This window comes from Paractinoplanes polyasparticus (assembly GCF_019710575.1).
Taxonomy (GTDB): domain Bacteria; phylum Actinomycetota; class Actinomycetes; order Mycobacteriales; family Micromonosporaceae; genus Actinoplanes; species Actinoplanes polyasparticus.
Map to the genome: position 1 here is coordinate 54,318 of NZ_JAHWFK010000060.1, position 17,847 is coordinate 72,164.

General features: G+C 71.0%; 17 protein-coding genes. 8 read left to right on the forward strand and 9 right to left on the reverse strand.

The genetic code is table 11. From position 1 onward, the window contains the following. Positions 1-110: 110 nt before the first annotated feature. From KXC43_RS44440 to KXC43_RS44465, 7 genes are all read right to left on the reverse strand, one after another. Positions 111-353: a hypothetical protein gene (locus KXC43_RS44440; protein ID WP_221382320.1), complete on the reverse strand. Its 243-nt coding sequence runs from the start codon at positions 351-353 to the stop codon at positions 111-113. An 18-nt stretch (positions 354-371) separates the two neighbouring features. Beyond that, positions 372-650 (reverse strand): AfsR/SARP family transcriptional regulator, encoded by a 279-nt coding sequence (locus KXC43_RS44445; protein ID WP_221382321.1) that lies wholly within the window; start codon positions 648-650, stop codon positions 372-374. A gap of 126 nt (positions 651-776) precedes the next feature. Continuing rightward, complete coding sequence (locus KXC43_RS51990; protein ID WP_308129536.1) at positions 777-872, reverse strand: hypothetical protein; 96 nt, start codon at positions 870-872, stop codon at positions 777-779. Beyond that, complete coding sequence (locus tag KXC43_RS44450) at positions 829-1,029, reverse strand: nickel-binding protein (RefSeq protein ID WP_308129537.1); 201 nt, start codon at positions 1,027-1,029, stop codon at positions 829-831. The genes KXC43_RS51990 and KXC43_RS44450 overlap by 44 nt, the downstream gene beginning before the upstream one ends. A 99-nt stretch (positions 1,030-1,128) precedes the next feature. Continuing rightward, positions 1,129-2,886 carry a protein kinase domain-containing protein gene (locus KXC43_RS44455; protein WP_221382322.1) on the reverse strand — a complete coding sequence of 586 codons (1,758 nt, stop codon included), beginning with the start codon at positions 2,884-2,886 and terminating at the stop codon, positions 1,129-1,131. A 34-nt stretch (positions 2,887-2,920) separates the two neighbouring features. Then, the gene (locus tag KXC43_RS53035) at positions 2,921-4,465 is read right to left on the reverse strand and encodes a GGDEF domain-containing protein (protein WP_221382323.1); all 1,545 of its coding nucleotides are present in this window, start codon (positions 4,463-4,465) and stop codon (positions 2,921-2,923) included. Positions 4,466-4,523: 58 nt separating this feature from the next. Then, positions 4,524-5,861 carry a DUF1996 domain-containing protein gene (locus KXC43_RS44465; protein ID WP_221382324.1) on the reverse strand — a complete coding sequence of 446 codons (1,338 nt, stop codon included), beginning with the start codon at positions 5,859-5,861 and terminating at the stop codon, positions 4,524-4,526. Positions 5,862-6,031: 170 nt separating this feature from the next. Between KXC43_RS44465 and KXC43_RS44470 the strand changes: the two genes are divergently transcribed. Next, positions 6,032-6,838 (forward strand): (2Fe-2S)-binding protein, encoded by an 807-nt coding sequence (locus KXC43_RS44470; RefSeq protein ID WP_221382325.1) that lies wholly within the window; start codon positions 6,032-6,034, stop codon positions 6,836-6,838. Here KXC43_RS44470 and KXC43_RS44475 read toward each other — a convergent pair. Further along, positions 6,835-7,473 (reverse strand): hypothetical protein, encoded by a 639-nt coding sequence (locus tag KXC43_RS44475; protein WP_221382326.1) that lies wholly within the window; start codon positions 7,471-7,473, stop codon positions 6,835-6,837. The genes KXC43_RS44470 and KXC43_RS44475 overlap by 4 nt on opposite strands. Before the next feature lie 118 nt (positions 7,474-7,591). Here KXC43_RS44475 and KXC43_RS44480 point away from each other — a divergent pair, with 118 nt between their 5' ends. The 5 genes from KXC43_RS44480 (at position 7,592) to lexA (ending at position 13,690) form a co-directional block, all read left to right on the forward strand. Continuing rightward, entirely contained in the window at positions 7,592-8,125 is a 534-nt protein-coding gene (locus tag KXC43_RS44480; RefSeq protein WP_221382327.1) for a GNAT family N-acetyltransferase, read from the forward strand. Positions 8,126-8,247: 122 nt separating this feature from the next. After that, complete coding sequence (lon, locus tag KXC43_RS44485) at positions 8,248-10,500, forward strand: endopeptidase La (RefSeq protein WP_255645896.1); 2,253 nt, start codon at positions 8,248-8,250, stop codon at positions 10,498-10,500. Positions 10,501-10,524: 24 nt separating this feature from the next. Continuing rightward, a complete protein-coding gene (locus KXC43_RS44490; protein WP_221382329.1) occupies positions 10,525-11,871 on the forward strand; it encodes a UTP--glucose-1-phosphate uridylyltransferase in 1,347 nt (448 codons plus the stop codon). Positions 11,872-12,133: 262 nt separating this feature from the next. Next, positions 12,134-13,024: a TIGR03619 family F420-dependent LLM class oxidoreductase gene (locus KXC43_RS44495; RefSeq protein WP_221382330.1), complete on the forward strand. Its 891-nt coding sequence runs from the start codon at positions 12,134-12,136 to the stop codon at positions 13,022-13,024. Positions 13,025-13,045: 21 nt separating this feature from the next. Continuing rightward, positions 13,046-13,690 (forward strand): transcriptional repressor LexA, encoded by a 645-nt coding sequence (gene lexA, locus KXC43_RS44500; RefSeq protein ID WP_221382331.1) that lies wholly within the window; start codon positions 13,046-13,048, stop codon positions 13,688-13,690. A gap of 2 nt (positions 13,691-13,692) precedes the next feature. Here the strand turns inward: lexA and KXC43_RS44505 are convergent, their stop codons facing one another. Beyond that, entirely contained in the window at positions 13,693-14,223 is a 531-nt protein-coding gene (locus KXC43_RS44505; RefSeq protein WP_221382332.1) for a carboxymuconolactone decarboxylase family protein, read from the reverse strand. Positions 14,224-14,348: 125 nt separating this feature from the next. On the opposite strand from KXC43_RS44505, the gene KXC43_RS44510 reads away from it, so the two are divergent. Next, complete coding sequence (locus KXC43_RS44510; RefSeq protein ID WP_221382333.1) at positions 14,349-14,948, forward strand: MarR family winged helix-turn-helix transcriptional regulator; 600 nt, start codon at positions 14,349-14,351, stop codon at positions 14,946-14,948. Positions 14,949-15,406: 458 nt separating this feature from the next. Then, positions 15,407-17,824, forward strand: coding sequence for a transglycosylase domain-containing protein (locus KXC43_RS44515; protein WP_221382334.1), 2,418 nt, complete (start codon positions 15,407-15,409; stop codon positions 17,822-17,824). Positions 17,825-17,847: the final 23 nt, after the last annotated feature.

Genomic DNA, 17,847 nt, shown 5'->3' on the forward strand with positions numbered 1-17,847 from the left:
AGGGCGTCGATCCAGAGGTCCAGGTCGGGGTGACCGCGCCGCGAGCGCTATCCGGTCGGCCTCGTGCAGGGCGGCCAGCCCCTCCTCGTCCAGCCCGCGCAACGAGTGGATCAGCGCCTCGGCCAGCCGCAACCGGGCCGCCAGCCGCCACCGGTCCGACTGCGCGCGTCGGCCAGCCCGACCGCGGTCCGCAACGACCGTACGCCGGTCTCGACCGACCCCGCCGCCACCGCCGCGACCCCCGACTCGACGATCGCCTCGAGCGACGCGTCGTCCGGTTCCCGCTGATGGGACTCGTGCATCGCGGTCTGGACCGCGATGCCGGGCGCCACCCCGAGCTCCTTCTCGAACAACTCGGTGACCGCCGCGTACTACCGTTCGGCGCCCCGTTCGTCACCGCCCAGCCGGTACAGCCGGATCATCAGGGCCTGATGGTTCTCGTCGAGCGGGTTCATCTCCACCGCTCGCACGGCCAGACCGCGAGCCGCCGTGAGATCACCCGCGGCCAGCCGCCCGAGCGCGGCCTCGTGCAGAATCGCCTCGGACGCCGCCGCGATCCGCCGCCGCTCCGAGAGCAGCCACCCGCAGCGGGTCGTCGGCCTCGGCGTACAGGAGACCGGCGAGCCGGCTGCGGGCCGGTGGCTGCTCATTGAGAATCAGACAGGCCAGCAGGGCCCAACTCTTACGGCTGCGAACCTGGTACGAGATCCCGTCGGACCGGTCGACCCACGGCGAACCGAGCAGGTGCACCGTGAGATCCACCGGTCCTCCTCGTCTCAGCCCTGCGCGCTGATCGGGTAGATCTCGTCAGCGACGAGCCCGTGCGCCTCACGGTGCACAGTGTTCGCTGCTTCCGCGTCCGGCGCCTCCACCAGGCAGAAAGATCTTCCCGGCTTCCTCGTCCACCCAGTACTTCAGATAGTTGACCCCGTGCGCCCCCTGGGCCGCCAGATCAGCCTCATGCGCGGCGGCGACGTCCTTCCCCGCCACGCCACCCTCAACATTGTGTACGTCCATGTGAACCGGCACGACAAACTCCTGACCACACAGTCCCGGGCGTCTTCCCGAGCACGGCCCATAAGACAGCGCCCCTGTTTGACACCCCGTTTGACGTCAGGGCTGAGAGCGTCAGGGCTGGTCTTTGTTGTGCGGCCAATAGGTGCCGGTGGTCGTGTAGCCGCTTCGTTCGTTCGTGGTGGGGGCGAGCACCTTCTCCAGGACGGCGATGAGAGGGGCGGCGTCGGTGCGGAACGTGTCGTGGCCCAGCGGCAGGGCGTTGCGGCGGGTCAGCGGCTTGAGCCCGGCCGGCAGTTGGTCGAGGCGCGGCATCCGGGCGTCGTCGACCAGCACCGGGATGACCGGGACGCGGCAGGTCAGAGCCTCCTGGATCTCGAGCACGACCAGGTCGTCCGGATCGTCGAGCCGGCGGCGGCCCTGGGCCTTCGCGTTGGCCCACTGCGGGCCGATCACCGCGAGCAGGGCTTTGCAACTGCCGACCTCGCGTCGCACCTCGTCGACGAAGTCGGCGCCGATCGGCACGTTGTCGACGTCGATGAAGATCGACTCTCGGCCGAAACGCTCGCCCAGGAGGTAGGACAGCCGGGCCGCCGAATGCCGCGAGTCGTCGCGGCGGTAGCAGATGAAGATCTTGCCTGTGGCCGGGCGGGGTGGCGTGTCCGGCGGCTTTCGTTCGGGCTCCGCCCGGAACTTCCTGATGATCTCGGTCAGCACCGAGGACGCTGTCGCCCGGAGCCTGTTCGCGGTCTCCCAGTCGCGGCGGGCGAGGGCCTCGTCGATCTGCTGATTCAGCCTGGCGTGCACGGCCTCGAGCTGTGCTATGGATTGCCCGCCGAAGCTCGGATCGACCGAGACCGGGATGTAGACGATCGGCGGTGTGTCGTCGCTGGCCGCCATCCTGAGCATCCGGATGTTGCGCCACCAGCCGCCGGGCTTGCGGGCCGCGGCCGTCGGGGCGGGGCCCGGTGGTGGCCGCAGGTCGAGGGTCGGCTCGTTCACGGACGTCGTGGTAGCCGCGAGGACGGGTTGGTTGGAGACCGCGCGCAGGATGTCGGCCCGCATCTCCTGCGCGCTCTGGTAGCGACGCGCCGGATCCTTCTGCAACGCCATCAGCACGATCCCGTCGACCGGGGGCGTGACCTGAGGGTTCAGCGCGCCGGGTGGTGACGGCTCTTCCCGCACGTGCTGGTAAGCCACGCTGACCGGGCTGTCCCCGACGAACGGCGGACGGCCGGTGAGCAGCTCGAACAGCACACAGCCGGCCGCATAGACGTCCGACCGGGCGTCCACCCGTTCGCCGCGGGCCTGCTCCGGTGACAGATACTGCGCCGTGCCGATCACCGCGTTGGCGCTTGTCATGCCCGAGGGGTCGGCCATGGCGTGGGCAATGCCGAAGTCCATGACCTTGACCTGGCTGTTCCGGGTCACCATGACGTTGCCCGGCTTGACGTCGCGGTGGACGATGCCGTGCCGATGACTGAACTCCAGCGCCGCGCACAGGTCGGCAGTGATCTCCAGCGCTGCCCGGGCCGGGAACCAGCCCTCGGCGGCCAACGCCTCCTTGAGGGTGCGGCCGACGACGAGCTCCATGACGATGAAGGGCAGCCTCTCACCGTTCGCGGTCGTCTGTTCGCCGATGTCGTACACGGCGACGATGCTGGGGTGGTTGAGCGCGGCGGTGTTACGCGCCTCGAGCCGGAACCGTTCCTGGAAGGACCAGTCACGCGAAAGGTCCTCGCGCAACATCTTGACCGCGATGTCGCGGCCGAGCCGGATGTCACGCCCCGCGTGCACCTCGGCCATGCCGCCGTAGCCCAGCAGCTCACCGACCTGGTACCTGCCGCCGAGCAGGCGCGCCTGAGCTGCCATGACCCTCGCCGTCCCATACCGGCAAAGTCCGAGTCTATCGCCGGGCTGCGGCCGGCTGACTGTCGGAATTCCGCCCGGCACCGGCCGTCACGTTCACGCGTCGACCCGGATCCGGAAGGGAAGCGACGGGCGAGCTGTGGTGGACGCGGTTGCGGCCGCTGTTCTTGGCTGCGTACATGGCCTGGTCGGCTCGGCGTAGTTCAGTGTCGGGGTCGGCGTGGGGGACGGTGGTGATGACTCCGATGCTGGCGCCCACGTGGACCGGGTGGGAGAGAGCGTCGAACGGCTCGGAGAGCGACGTCAGGATTCGTTCGGCTACCGTGCCGGCCAGGGCGTCGCCGGTTTCGGGGAGGATGACGGCGAACTCGTCGCCGCCCAGGCGGGCTACCACGTCGCCCCGGCGGACGGCGGCGTTGATGCGGGTGGCCACCTCGACCAGGACCGCGTCGCCGGCCTCGTGGCCGTACGTGTCGTTGACCGGCTTGAAGCCGTCCAGGTCGAGGTAGAGCAGGGCCGTGGGGCCGGTGGAGCCGGTGAGGGTGGCCGCCCAGCGGTCGTGGAAGCGGCGCCGGTTGGCCAGGCCGGTCAGCTGGTCGGTGCTGGCCTGGCGTTCCACCGCTCGCAGCGCGCCCGCCAGCTGGCGGAGCAGGCCGTCCATGCGGGCGATCACCAGCAGGAACAGGACGGTGCTGCCGGCGACGATGATCGGGACGTCGATCGGCATGCCGCGCAGCCACTCGATGGCCAGCACGGCCGGGGCGGTCAGACTGGCGGCGGCCAGCATCAGGACGCGGCGCCGGGGAGCTGAGGCGCCGGCTGCCACGGGGGCGCTGCGGCTCGACAGTGTCGTCACCGACGGGTGCAGGGCGGCGGCTCCGCCCAGGGCCTGCATGGCGAGCCAGCCCAGGTCGATGATGTTGCCGGCCGTGTAGCCGATGCTGAGCTCCAGCAGCGCGTATCCGACGTCGGCCACCAGCAGGGCGAGCACGCTGCCGACGAACAGCCAGTAGGCCGGCGGGCGGTCGCCGCGGCCGGTCACCAGGCGGGACAGGACGGCCAGCACGAGCAGGTCGGAGATGGGGTAGGCCAGGGAGACGGCTCGGCCCAGGGGGCTCAGGTCCTCGGCCCGTACGTACGGGACCAGCAGGAAGACCCAGGTGAGCAGGGCGGCGCCGGTGGACAGGACGAGGGCGTCGATCAGGCCGGGCATGTCCCGGCCGGGGCGGTGGGCCCGCACGAGGCCGACCACGGCCACCGCCAGCATGACCGCGAAGGCCAGGTACAACCAGTCGGCGTACCCGGGGAAGACGTCGCCGCCGGCCGAGATGTGCTGCAACCAGTAGACGACCTCGGCCAGCGCGAAGCAGGCGCGCGCGGCCGCCAGCAGGTACCAGGGCCAGCGTACGGCGGGCTTGTTGACCTTGACACCGACGACGATGGCGGCCGCCGCCGACATGCCGAGCACGCCGGCGACGACCGACTGCACTAATTCGTACGGGAACGAGTAGTAGACCCCGGAGGCCACCGCGCAGAGGGCGAGATAGACCTGCCAGGCCGCCGGTCGGCGCCATCTACCCACCGCGTACCCCCTGCCGAGTGTCCTGACCCGGACATGATCGGCGTACGCGGGGGCGGGCTTAGAAGTCGCCGTCGGTGTTGCACTTCGCCTTCTGGACGACGCAGTTCCTCACGCGCTCGCCCAGCGCCCGGTTGTCCCAGGCCATGAACGCGTCGCCGTGCATCGAGGAGGCCATCCCCGACGCCAGCCGGAAGCCGTTCGGGCTGCCGCTGGTGGGGTAGGCGATCAGGAACGACAGGTTGGGGATGGCGACCGGGTAGTCGCCGCGGCACGTGCCGTCGTAGCTGTACGCGACGTGCGCCTTGTGTGTGGGGCTGTCGAGGTTCCGGCCGTCCCAGCAGTCCTGGAAGACCAGGTGGAACATCAGCACCGCGGTGGGCGCGCAGACCGGCCAGTTGCCGTCGGCGCTGCGGCCGATCTCACCGCCCGGCCCGGCGCAGTAGAACGCGTTGACCGAACCGGCGGGTGTCGGCGTCTGCTGCCGGGCGTCGCCGGCGATCATGCGGAAGCCCTGGGGGAAGGGCACCGTGGCCGACGGGTCGGTCAGGCGCGAGCCGTAGTAGACGACCACGTCCTTGGGCTCGATGGCCCGGTCGTTCTCGTAGAGGGTGGGGATCCAGTAGGCCGACAGGTCGGGCGCCGGGCGGCAGGTGGTGCCGGCGTTGGCGAGCAGGGTGCGGGTGGTGCTGTGCGCGTTGGTGCTGTCGTTGCCGAGGAAGGTGTGCATGTGCGAGGCGCCCGGCAGGCCCGGGAAGATGATCGGGTCGTCCGGGCGGGAGTGGCTGTAGGCGCAGGTCGCGTTGAACTCCGGCACGCGCACCGTGCCGGCCGGCACGGGCCGTGGGGTCAGCGCGCGGAACGCGGCGAGCTGGGCGTTCCAGGCGGCCGCGTCGACCGGCGCCCAGCCGTCCTGGGCGGGCGGCGCGCCGTCGCCGAACGTGAACCAGTTGAGGTTGACGAAGTCGCCACCGCCGGTGGTGTTCCGCAGCACCGCGAAGACGGTCTGCGAGCCCACCGGATGGTTGGCCGCCGCGGTGGCGGTCAGCGTGGTCCAGGTCTGCCAGCCGCCGGTCGCCGTGATGGCGAACTGGGCGAGCAGCGGCCCGGTCGTCGAGCCGGTGCGCAGCTCGACCCGACCGGCGCCGACCGCGGAGGCGACCCGGGCCGAGACGCTCGACACACCGGTCAGGGTGACGTTGTCGTACCGGAGCCAGTCGCCCTCGCCGAGGTAGGCGACGTTCTGGCCGCCGCCCGTGTCGGCGGTGGTCTCGACCTGACTGCCGGACTGGGCCGCGTACGCCTCGGCCTGCACCGTCACGGTGGCGGCGTTCGCGGGTGCGGAGGCCACGAGGACGGTGGCCGCGGCGAGCAGAGTCGCCGCCAAGTACCTTCGCATCGGGGATTCCCTTCGGGGGAGGGACGGGGATGCCAGGGAGTATCGGCTCGGGGAAGCGCTCTCTCAATATTGACAATCTACGATCTTCGCCATGTGCGGAAACATGCGGCTTTCGCGGGGGAAGCGCTTCCCCAGTCCTGATGGGCAGTCGGTTAGGTTAGCCTTACCGCATGGAGTCCGCCCCGGTCGCCGAAACCGCCGCCCGGCTGGCGGCGCTCGACGACTACGCGGGTTTTTCCGTACGACCGGGAGACGGCTGGGTCGCGCTGGCCACCGCCGAGGCCGACGGCCGCCTCGACCACTGGCTGGAACTGCTCATCGCCGAGCACGGCGGCCGCAACGTCGCCGGCAGCACCCTCGGCTCCGTCCTGGCCGCCGCGGTGGTCGGCCCGACCGTCGGTTCGCTGCTGCTCGACCGGCGCTGCCCCGACCCGGCGCTGTCCAATCTGACCGCGTTGCCCGCCGGCAACGGCGAGTTCGACGCGCGCGGTGTTCGTACGGGCGTGATCGCGGTTCTGACCGGCGACCCGGCGGCCGCCCACCCCGACAGCGTCGCCCTGCCGGACGAGGACGCCCTCGACGACTGGTGGGCGTCGCGGGCCGCGGCCACGCTGACACCGCTCTTCCAGGCGGTGCGCACCCGAGCACCGTTCGGGCTGCGCAACCTCTGGGGCCTGGCCGCCGACGACGTCACCGCGACGGCTCTGTGGCTGGCCGAACTGGCCGGGCGCGACCAGCAGGCCGCCTGGTCGCGGGCGCAGCGCCTGCTGGACGCGCTGGCCCGGCACGTCCCCGTACGCTTCCCGCGCAGCCGCCAGTTCCCGGTCGGCGACCGTCTGCACCAGGTGCGCGGCACGTGCTGCCTCTACTACCGCAGCACGGCTGAACCCGGCCCGCCCGCCGAGAACCGCTGCGACACCTGCCCCCTGCGCGACGACGACTCCCGCCGTACGCGGCTGCTCGCCTACGGGCCTTAGAGGGCGCCGCGGTCGACGAAACTGAAGGTGCCGCGGCTGCCGCCGTCGCCGACCTCCTGGATGTAGAGCGCCGAGCCGTCGTTCCGCACCTGCACGGTGCCGAACTTCTCGCTGTTGATCCAGTGCGTGGGCCGGCCCTTGTCGTCCGACTTGCCGGTCGCGCTGATCCGGAAGAGGGTGTTCTCGTTCTCGGCACACTTGACCGTGCCCAGGCTGACCGGCTCGTCCCCGGTGTCGGCGTTCACGCACCAGCGGCCGCCCTCCTCGCGGGCCCGCAGCGCCTCGATCAGGAACTGGCCGTTGCCGGCCGGGATGAGCCGGAAGCGGGCGCCGTCGTCCGTGCCGGAGCCGATGGTGATCGGTCCCTCGTAGGAGGCGCTCCAGTCCTTGTCGTCCTCGGTGATGTGAATGAGAGCCTGCCGCTTGCCGCCCAGGATCTGCTTGGTGGCCGCAGCCGGGTCGACCCTGGTGTCGTCCGGAGCTGATGGAGGCGACGTGGTCTCCGGCGCTGTTGCCGAGGGCGTCGACGCGACGCCGGCCGGGGCCTGCGCCGGGGAGGGCGTGCTGCACGCCGACAGGACCAGCGCGAGGCCGGTCAGAGCGGCGCCGGTGGCCAGAGTTGCGGAGCGACGCACGGGACAACCTCCAGGAGTCGTGATCTTCGTCGTTCGATCGTCTACCCCGGCCCGGTGGCAGGAATCACCTGTTTGTGCCATATGCCTCCGCGCTGCCGGACGGTGATAGACAGGGCGCATGCTTCGCGGGGAAAAGGTCGGGCTGCGGGCCCGGATCGAGTCGGACGTGCCCGTGCTTCAGGAAGAGCTGTTCGGGGACGTGCGGGCGTACGCGCGGTCGTCGCACCGCCCGTGGCAGCCGGTCTCGCCGGGAACGGCGGCGGCGCCGTACGCCGTGGTGGAGCCCGAACCGAGCAGCGCGGTCTTCTCGATCGTCTCGCTCGTGGACGGCGCGCTGGTCGGCGAGGGCGGGCTGTGGGGCATCGACCTGCACAACCGCAGCGCCGAGGTGGGCATCGCGTTGCTGCCCGGCGCCCGGGGCAGCGGGTTCGCCGTCGACGCGGTCCGGGTGCTCTGCGCATACGGCTTCGCGATGCGCGGCCTGCACCGGCTGCAGATCGAGACCCTCGCCGACAACGCGGCCATGCGGGCCACCGCCGCCCGGGCCGGCTTCACCGAGGAGGGCATCCGCCGAGCGTCCGCGTGGGTCGACGGCACGTTCGCCGACGGCGTGGTGCTGAGCCTGCTGGCAGACGATGTTCGCTGGCAGTGAACGGCGGAAGATGTTGACGGCCTCCGAGGTTGAGCGGCTCATACTCAACTTTTCGGAGGTGCCGGGTGGCCACCAAGCGACTTCCCGTGTTGTTCCTTGACGACATCGTTCTGCTGCCGGGCATGGTCGTGCCGGTCGAGCTCGACGAGGCGGCCCAGGCCGCCGTGGACGCGGCCCGCACCTCGGCCGGCTCCGAGCTGCTCATCGCGCCCCGGCTCGAGGACCGCTACGCGTCCCACGGCGTCGTGGCGAGCCTGCGGCAGGTCGGCAAGTCCCGCGGCGGCACGCCCGCCGCCGTTCTCCGCACCGGCGTCCGCGCCCGCATCGGCAGCGGGGTGACCGGTCCCGGTGCGGCGCTGTGGGTCGAGGCCGAACCGGTCGCTACCGTCGCGCCGAGCGAGCACGCCCGGGAGCTGGCCGCCGAGTACAAGCAGCTGGTCGTCTCGGTGTTGCAGCGCCGCGAGGCGTGGCAGGTCATCGACTCGGTCAGTGCCATCGACGACCCGGGCGACCTGGCCGACACCGCCGGCTGGGCCCCCTACCTGTCCAACGACCGCAAGCGCGAGCTGCTGGAGACTCCCGACGTGGAGGCCCGGCTGCGGCTGCTGATCGAGTGGACCCGCGACTTCCTGGCCGAGTCCGAGGTCAGCGACAAGATCGACAGCGATGTCCGTGAGTCGGTCGAGCAGCGTAACCGCGAGTACCTGCTGCGCGAGCAGCTCAAGGCCATCCGCAAGGAGCTCGGCGAGGGCGAGGCCGACGGCAACGACGACTACCGCGCCCGGGTCGAGGCGGCCGACCTGCCCGGCGACGTCCGCGAGGCCGCACTGCGCGAGGTCGGCAAGCTGGAGCGGGCCGGAGACCAGAACCCCGAGGCCGGCTGGATCCGGACTTGGCTCGACACGGTCCTCGACCTGCCCTGGAACGTCCGCACCACCGACAACACCGACCTGGTGGCGGCCCGGGCCGTGCTCGACGCCGACCACCACGGCCTCGACGAGGTCAAGGACCGCATCGTCGAGTACCTCGGCGTGCGCGCCCGCCGCGAGTCCCGCGGGCTGACGGTCGTCGGCGGCCGCGGTTCCGGCGCGGTGATCCTGCTGGCCGGGCCGCCCGGAGTCGGCAAGACGTCGCTGGGTGAGTCGGTCGCCCGCACCCTCGGCCGCAAGTTCGTCCGGGTCGCCCTCGGTGGCGTCCGCGACGAGGCGGAGATCCGCGGCCACCGCCGTACGTACGTCGGGGCCCTGCCCGGCCGCATCGTGCGGGCCATCCGCGAGTCCGGCTCGATGAACCCGGTCGTCCTGCTCGACGAGGTCGACAAGGTCGGCAGCGACTACCGCGGCGACCCGGCGGCGGCGCTGCTCGAGGTGCTCGACCCGGCGCAGAACCACACGTTCCGCGACCACTACCTCGATCTCGACCTCGACCTGTCGGACGTCGTGTTCATCGCCACCGCCAACGTGCTCGAGACGATCCCGCAGGCGCTGTTCGACCGGATGGAGCTCATCTCGATCGACGGCTACACCGAGAGCGACAAGGTCGCCATCGCCCGCGACTTCCTGGTGCCGCGGCAGCTTTCGCGCGCTGCCCTGTCCGAGGGCGAGGTGACGGTCACCGAGGACGCGCTGCGCGAGATCGCGGCGAACTACACCCGGGAGGCGGGCGTACGGTCGTTCGAGCGCCTGCTGGCCAAGGTGTTCCGCAAGGCGGCGCTGGGCGAGCTGCCCGTCACCGTCGGGGCGGCCGACCTCAAGGACCTCATCGGAAGGCCGCGCTTCGAGCCGGAGTCGGCCGAGCGTACGGCCGTTCCCGGTGTGGCCACCGGTCTGGCCGTGACCGGGATGGGCGGGGACGTGCTCTACATCGAGGCGTCGCTGCTGCCCGGCGACAAGGGCGGCCTGTCGGTCACCGGCCAGCTCGGCGACGTGATGAAGGAGTCGGCGCAGATCGCGCTCTCCTACGTCCGGGCCCACGCGGAGGAGCTGGGCATCTCGCCCGAGCAGCTCGACCACCCGATCCACCTGCACGTGCCCGCGGGCGCGGTGCCCAAGGACGGTCCGTCGGCCGGCGTCACGATGACCACGGCGCTGGTCTCGCTGCTGCTCGGCCGCAACGTGCGGGCCGAGGTCGGCATGACCGGCGAGGTGTCGCTGACCGGGCGGGTCCTGCCCATCGGCGGTGTGAAGCAGAAGCTGCTCGCGGCCCAGCGGGCCGGCCTCACCGAGGTCTTCCTGCCGAAACGCAACGAGCCCGACCTCGACGAGGTGCCCGCCGACGTGCTGGCCGCCCTGACCGTGCACATCGTCTCCGACGTACGGGAGATCCTGAGCTCGGCCCTGGAGCCCGTGTCCGCGGGAATGGTCGCCGCGGCGTAAGGGCCCGGCGATAGGGTCTCGGGTATGGAGGCTTACGCCCGAGCGACCCTGTCGAAGGCGGAAAAGGACGGCGCCCACCCGGCCGAGCTGGCAGCACTGCGCCGCCGGCTCGACCAGGTGGAAGCGCCGCGGGCCGGGCTGCTCCCGGGCGACGAGCTGGAACCGCTCACCGACGTGCCCGGGCTGGACGACCTGCCCGAGCCGTCGGTGGAGCGGGCCCGCGAGGTCCTCGACCAGCTCGCCGTGGTCAAGCTCAACGGCGGCCTGGGTACGAGCATGGGCCTGAGCGGGCCCAAGTCGCTGCTCGAGGTCAAACCGGACCGCAGCTTCCTCGACATCATCGCCATTCAGGTGCTGGCCGTCCGGAAACGCTACGGCGTACGCCTGCCCCTGCTGCTGATGAACTCGGCCACCACCCGGGGCCCGTCGATGGCCGCGCTCGAGGGGACCGACGCGGAGGACTTCCTGCAGGGCCGCGAACCCAAACTGCGCGCCGACACCCTGTTCCCGGTGGAGTGGCCGGCCGACCCCACGCTGGAGTGGTGCCCGCCCGGCCACGGTGATCTCTACACCGCGCTGACCGCCTCGGGAACGCTCGACAAGCTGCTCGACGCGGGCGTGCGCTGGTGTTTCGTGTCGAACGCCGACAACCTGGGCGCCACCCTCGACGTCCGCCTGGCCGCGTGGATAGCGGCCGAGCAGGTCCCGTTCGCGATGGAGGTCGTCCGCGGCACGCCGGCCGACCGCAAGGGCGGTCACCTGGCCCGCTACCGGGGCCGGGTCGTGCTGCGCGAGACCGCCCAGGTGCCCGACGGCGACGACTCGTTCAGCGACGTCGAACGCTGGCGGTACTACAACACGAACAACCTGTGGATCGACCTGCGAGCCCTGCGGCGCCTGCAGGAGGCCGACCCGGCCGACCCCGAGCTCCCGCTCATCGTCAACCGCAAAACCGTCGACCCCAAAGACCCGTCCAGTACGCCGGTGATCCAGCTGGAGACCGCGATGGGCGCCGCGATCGGCTCCATCGACGGCGCCCGCCCGGTGCTGGTGCCGCGAACCCGCTTCGCCCCCGTCAAGACCACCGACGACCTGCTGGTGGTCCGCTCCGACGCCTACGAGCTGACCGCGGACGGCCACATGCGTCCCACCTTCGGCGGCTCCGGGCCGATCGTGACGCTCGACCCGGCCCATTTCCGCCTGATGCCCACCTTCGACCAGCACTTCCCGGCCGGCCCGCCGTCCCTGCGCGGGGCCACCCGCCTGACCGTGGACGGCGACGTGACCTTCGGCGCCGACGTCACGATCGAGGGCGACGTCCACCTGACCGGCCCGCTCACCGTCCCGGACGGCGAAACCCTGCGCGGCTGAGCAGCCCTCAGACGCCAGTGCTTGGTCAGCGCCGCAGGTCTAGCGGAGCTGCCTCGCCTTGTGCCGGGAAGGCGTCAGTCGCAAGACCATCACGACGCGGCGAGCCCCGCATCCCCACATCGGGGCGAATCCGGACGCTGCGATCCAGGCGCTGATGTCAGCCGGCACGAGGGATGGGCTGATCACCGGAGACGTCGGGGACTGCTGGACCGCGATGTACGCCGCCATTGGCTTGAGCCGGGCGCTCAGTATGGTGTGGACGGTGAAGATCGGGATCAATCTGCCGCAGACGACCTCGTACGATCTGGCCTCGGACGTGACGACGTTCGCGCGGGAGGTGGAGCGGCTCGGGTTCGACAGTCTCTGGGCGTACGACCGGCTGTTGGCCCCAGAAGACCAGAGCGGAGTGCACGGCCTGTACGGGATGCCCGGCGTGCCGTGGCCCGAGCGGTACGGCTCGACGACCGATCCGCTGATCACGCTGGCTCTGGCCGCGGCCGTGACCGAGCGGGTCGAGCTGGGGACCGGGGTCCTGGTGGCGCCGCTCTATCTGCCGGTCCGGCTGGCCAAGAGCCTGGCCGCGCTCGATGCGGCCAGCGGCGGGCGGGTCATCGCGGGGCTAGGTGTGGGCTGGTCGGTCGACGAGTTCGAGGCGGCGGCGTCCCGGCCGATCGAGGAGCGTGGCGCTGCCCTGGACGAGTTCCTCGACGTGGCAGCGGCGGTGTGGGGACCGGACCCGGTCGAGTTCGACAACGCGCGGTATCGGATCGCGGCGTCGCGGATCAACCCCAAGCCGGTGCGGCGCATCCCGATCCTGCTCGGTGGGCACAGCGAGGCGGCGCTGCGGCGGGTCGCCCGGCGGGCCGATGGCTGGCTGCCGACCGGGATGCCGGCCTCGGCGGTGGGCGAGACCCTGCGCCGGCTGCGGGAGATGGCCTCGGCCGGTGGGCGGGACCCGTACGAAATCAGGTGTTTCTCGCAGGCCGGCGTCGCGAACCTGGAGGATCTGGGGCGCGTGGTCGACGACATCGCGGCGCTGGCCGAGGTGGGGGTGGAGCACGTCTATGTGACGCTGCCGTCGGCCGCCGCCGACCTGGCGCAGCTGCTGGCGGCGACGGAGAAGCTGTCGGCGCGCCTACCAGGCCGGTCGTGAGAATACTGGCAGGATCCTGGGGTGCTGACGGATGAGGACTACTACGACACGTCGAGGCTGACCGAGCGGCAACGCCAGATCCTCACCGTCATCCAGACCTGGGCCCAGCGGCACGGTTACTCGCCGTCGTCGCGGGAGATCGCGGACGCGCTCGGGCTGGCCTCCACCTCGACGGTCGGGCGGCATCTGCGCGCTCTCGAAGAGCTCGGCTTCCTGCGCCGCGGGCGGGCGACGAGGCCCATTGACGTACGGATGTTCCTGCTGCCCGAGCAGCGGCAGCCCGCACAGCCGGCGACCGTGGGGGTGCCGTTGCTCGGTGACATCGCGGCCGGCACGCCGATTCTGGCCGAGCAGACCTCCGACGAGGTGCTCGCCCTGCCCCGCGAGCTGGTGGGCCGGGGCAGTCTGTTCGGTCTGCGCGTACGCGGTGACTCGATGATCGACGCCGCGATCTGCGACGGCGACATCGTCGTGGTGAAGCAGCAGCACGAGGCGTACAACGGCGACATCGTGGCCGCCATGATCGACGACGAGGCGACCGTGAAGGTCTACCGCCGCCGGGGCGGCCACGTGGTCCTCGAGCCGCGGAATCGCGCCTACGAGAACATCGACGGCGACCGGGCCACCGTGCTCGGCAAGGTCGTCTCCGTGCTGCGCCGCACGTAGGCCTAGCGGACGGCCGGGAAGTCCAGCGTGGTCTGGCCGACCGAGTTGAAGTAGTTGGTGAACGTGTTGAGCGCGACCGCGGCCACGATCTCACCGATCTCGCCGTCGCCGTAGCCGGCGGCGCGCACGGCCTCGAGGTCGTCGTCGGTGACGAAGCCCTTGGTGGCGATGACCGCCTTGGCGAAGGTGAGGGCGGCCTCGGCCCTGGGGTCGGACGCCTGCGCCTTGCGGCCGGCGGCCAGGTCGTCCTCGCTGACGCCGGCCTTCGCGCCGAGCACGGTGTGCGCCGCGAGGCAGTAGTCGCACTCGTTCTCGACGGCGGCGACCAGCGCGATCTGCTCCTGCACCCGGCCCGGCAGCCGGCCCTTGGACAGGGCGCCGCTGAACTGCAGGTAGGCGTCCAGAACGGCGGGGGAGCTGGCCATCGCCCGCATCATGTTGGGCGTGGCGCCGAGAGCGCGCTCGACCTTGCCCAGCAGGGCCCGGGCCTGCGGCTCGGCGGTGGTGGGATCGACGGTGGCGAGACGTGACATGGGATCGTCCTTCCTCGTATCTTTTGGCACTGCCAACTATTGTCCGGAGCGAGGTCGCGCACAACGTGGTTAGGGGCACACAGGGTTATTTGTGTCTGCCAACAATTACTTCGTACGATGTGCTAATGGAGCACGTTCCCGGCCCGCCGCCCGCCAGCCAGCTGCTGCTCGGGCTGGCCCGGCTCGGTCAGGCCGTCCGGATGGAGGCGTGGCGCAACACCGGCCCGCACAACCTGTCGCCGCTGCAGGCCGACATCGTCACGCTGCTCGGCGACAGCGCCCGCCCGCTGCGTCAGGGCGAGATCGTCGCCGCTCTCGCCTCCACGCCGCCGACCATCTCCGACGCCGTGAAGGTGCTGCGGCGCAAGGAACTGGTCGACTCGGCCCGCGACCCCGGCGACGCCCGGGTCCTGCTGGTGCGCCTGACCCCGGCCGGCGAGGCGGAGGCCGGCCGGCTGAACGTCCCCTCGGCCGACCTCAGCGGCGCGGTCGCTGCCCTGCCCGACGAGGACTTCGCGGCCATGCTGCGCGGCGCGACGACCCTCATGCGCGAGCTTCAGGACAGGCGGGCCATCCCCGTCTCCCGGATGTGCCTGACGTGCCGCTTCTTCGCGCCCGGCGCGCACCCCGAGAGCCCGGATCGGCCGCACCACTGCAACTTCGTCGACGCACCCTTCGGCGACGCCGAGCTGCGGGTCACCTGCCCCGATCACGAGACGGCGTAGCAAGATCCCGATTGCGCACGGTGTCGTGGATCACTTCGGCGGCCGGGCCGTTCGGTGAGTGTTCGAGCAGGTCAGAGGCCCGGATTCGCCCGTGCACGGAATGTGAGCACCCGCATTTACGGTGCGGGGCCTTATCATGGCTTCCCGAACTCGGCTTCAGAAGCGCACGACACCGCCAGGACGCGTTGTCCGGTCTTGGCCGAGTCGTGTAAATAGGAGATCCACTCCGGCGACGACGAGGATAGATGAACCCCTACGGCGATCCGCAGTCTCCGAGCGCCCGGGCCCGCGTGCCCGGCGCCGGCTCCGCCTCTGTGCCGCCCGCTCCCGTGGGTGGGCGCGCTTCGGTCGGTTCCGCCTCGGTCGGTGGCCGGGCCTCCGTGGGCTCTGCGTCTGTCGGCGGCCGCGCGTCGGTCGGTTCCGCCTCCGTCGGCGCGGCGCCCGTCGGCTCCGCGTCCGTGGGCGCCGCTTCCGTCGGCGCCGCGCCGGTCGGTGCCGCGCCCGTCGGAGCGGCCAAGGTCGGCGCCTCGGCTGCCGTCGCGCGGGCCGCCGTGCGCCCCTCGCCCCCCGGCCCGCCCGGCGTGCCCCCCAAGCCCGCCAAAGACCTGGCCAAGGCGGCCAAGAAGCGCCGCCGCACCAACCTGCTGACCGTGGCCGCGGCCGTGCTCGTGATCGTGCTCGGCGCCGGCGTGGTCGGCGGCGCCTACTTCTTCGACGACGTCCAATTCGTCGAGCCCCCGGTGGAAGACCAGGTCAGCCAGATCTTCGCGGCCGACAACAAGACGGTCGTGGCCACCATCGGCAACTCGACCCGCTCGGTGGTGCCCTACCAGGGCATCAACCCGCTCATCGGGCAGGCCGTCATGGCGGCCGAGGACAAGAACTTCTACGACCACAACGGCATCGACATGAAGGGCATCGCCCGCGCCGCGTGGAACAACTTCACCGGTGGTGACCAGCAGGGCGCGTCGACGATCACCCAGCAGTACGCGCGGCACGCGGCCGAGCTGAAAGAGATCAGCTACAACCGCAAGCTGCGCGAGGCCGTGATCGCGCGCAAGATGGAGGACCACTACTCCAAGGAAGAGATCCTCGGTCGCTACCTCAACTCGGTGTACTTCGGCCGGGGCGCCAACGGCATCGAGGCGGCCGTCAAGGCGTACTTCGGCAACAACCGCTCGTCGCTGACCCAGCCCGGCCAGAAGGGCGCCATCACCGCGTCCGAGGCCGCCGTGATCGCCTCGGTGATCAAGCAGCCCGAACCGTCCAAGACGCACCGCGGCTACGACCCGGACAACAACCGGGCAGATGCCGAGATCCGCTGGAAGTACACGCTCAACAACATGTTCGAGAAGGGCTGGATCAAGCAGCTCCCAACCGCGTACCCCAAGGTCCAGAAGTTCAACCCGGACGCCTGCCGCACCTCGTGCGGCACCGACAACCCCTCCGGCAAGATCGTCAAGTACGTGAAGCAGGAGCTGCGGGCGATCGGCATCAGCGACGCCGAGCAGAAGAAGGGTGGTCTGCGGATCACCACCACGATCAACCCGGCCGTGCAGAAGGCCGCCGAGACCGCCGCCAAGCGCACCAGCGACAAGTCGCCGCTGCGCAAGCTCGACGCGACGTACAAGACGGCGCTGGTCGCGATCGACCCGAAGACCGGGCACGTGCTCGCCTACTACGGCGGCCCGAACGGCGACCGGGTTGGCTGGGACTACGCGGGTCCCAACTACAACGAAAGCGGCGACTTCATCGGCGGCGGGCGCCCGCCCGGGTCGTCCTTCAAGATCTACACGCTGCTGGCCGCGCTCAGCGACGGGTACGGCCTCGACACCACCTGGGACTCCGAGGCCAAGAAGGTCGGCGGCGACGCGATCAACAACTCCAGCCGCACCAACTTCACGTGTGACAAGCGGCGGTGCCCGCTCGACGAGGCGACCGTCCAGTCGTACAACTTCCCCTTCTACCACCTGGCCGCGGCGCTCGGCCCGGACAAGGTGGCCGAGGCCGCCGGCAAGGCCGGCGTCCAGTTCATCTCCAGCCCGACCAAGATCGGCGCCCGGGTCGACCTGACCAAGGCCAAGGGCGACGCGCTCAAGCAGTACGGCAACGAGATCGGCTACGGCCAGTACGCGATCACCGCGCTCGACCACGCGAACGGCGTGGCCACGCTGGCCAACCAGGGCATCTACAACAAGGCCCACTTCGTGAAGTCGGTGCAGAAGCGCGACGAGAAGACGGGCAAGTTCAAGACGTTCCACACCGAGCGGCTCCGGGGCGACAAGGCCTTCGAGCCGGACGTGGTGGCCGCGCTCGACCACGTGCTGCAGAAGATCCCCGGCAAGAACGGCCAGGACCTGCGCAACGGCTACGACGCCATCGGCAAGTCCGGCACCTGGGAGTACAAGGACGGCAAGAGCGGCCAGAACGGTGACGCCTGGTGGGTCGGCGGCACCCCGAACCTGGCCGCGACGGTCTGGATCGGCCGCGAGAAGCAGGTCAAGAGCCAGATGCAGCTGCTGCCGATCTACAAGCCCGGCACCAGGAAGGGCATGACCGGCGGCTCGACCCCCGGTGACACCTGGAAGGTCTTCATGGACCTGGCCAACAAGGCCCTGGACGCCGAGAAGACCGACTTCCCGCCGGACGTGAAGGTCGGCGACCCGAGCAAGAAGGGCAACGGCCTCGACCCGCTGCCCCCGCCGCCGGAGAACAACGGCTGCATCCTCAACGGCACGGTCTGCCCGCCCGGCACCGACCCGAACAACCCGGGCACCGACCCCAACAACCCCGGCACCGGGACCCCGCCGATCAACGACCCGAACACCGGGTTCCCGCCTGCCGGCAACGGCGGCCCCGGCGGCGGGAACAGATAGGGACGCCGATCCATCAGAACGGC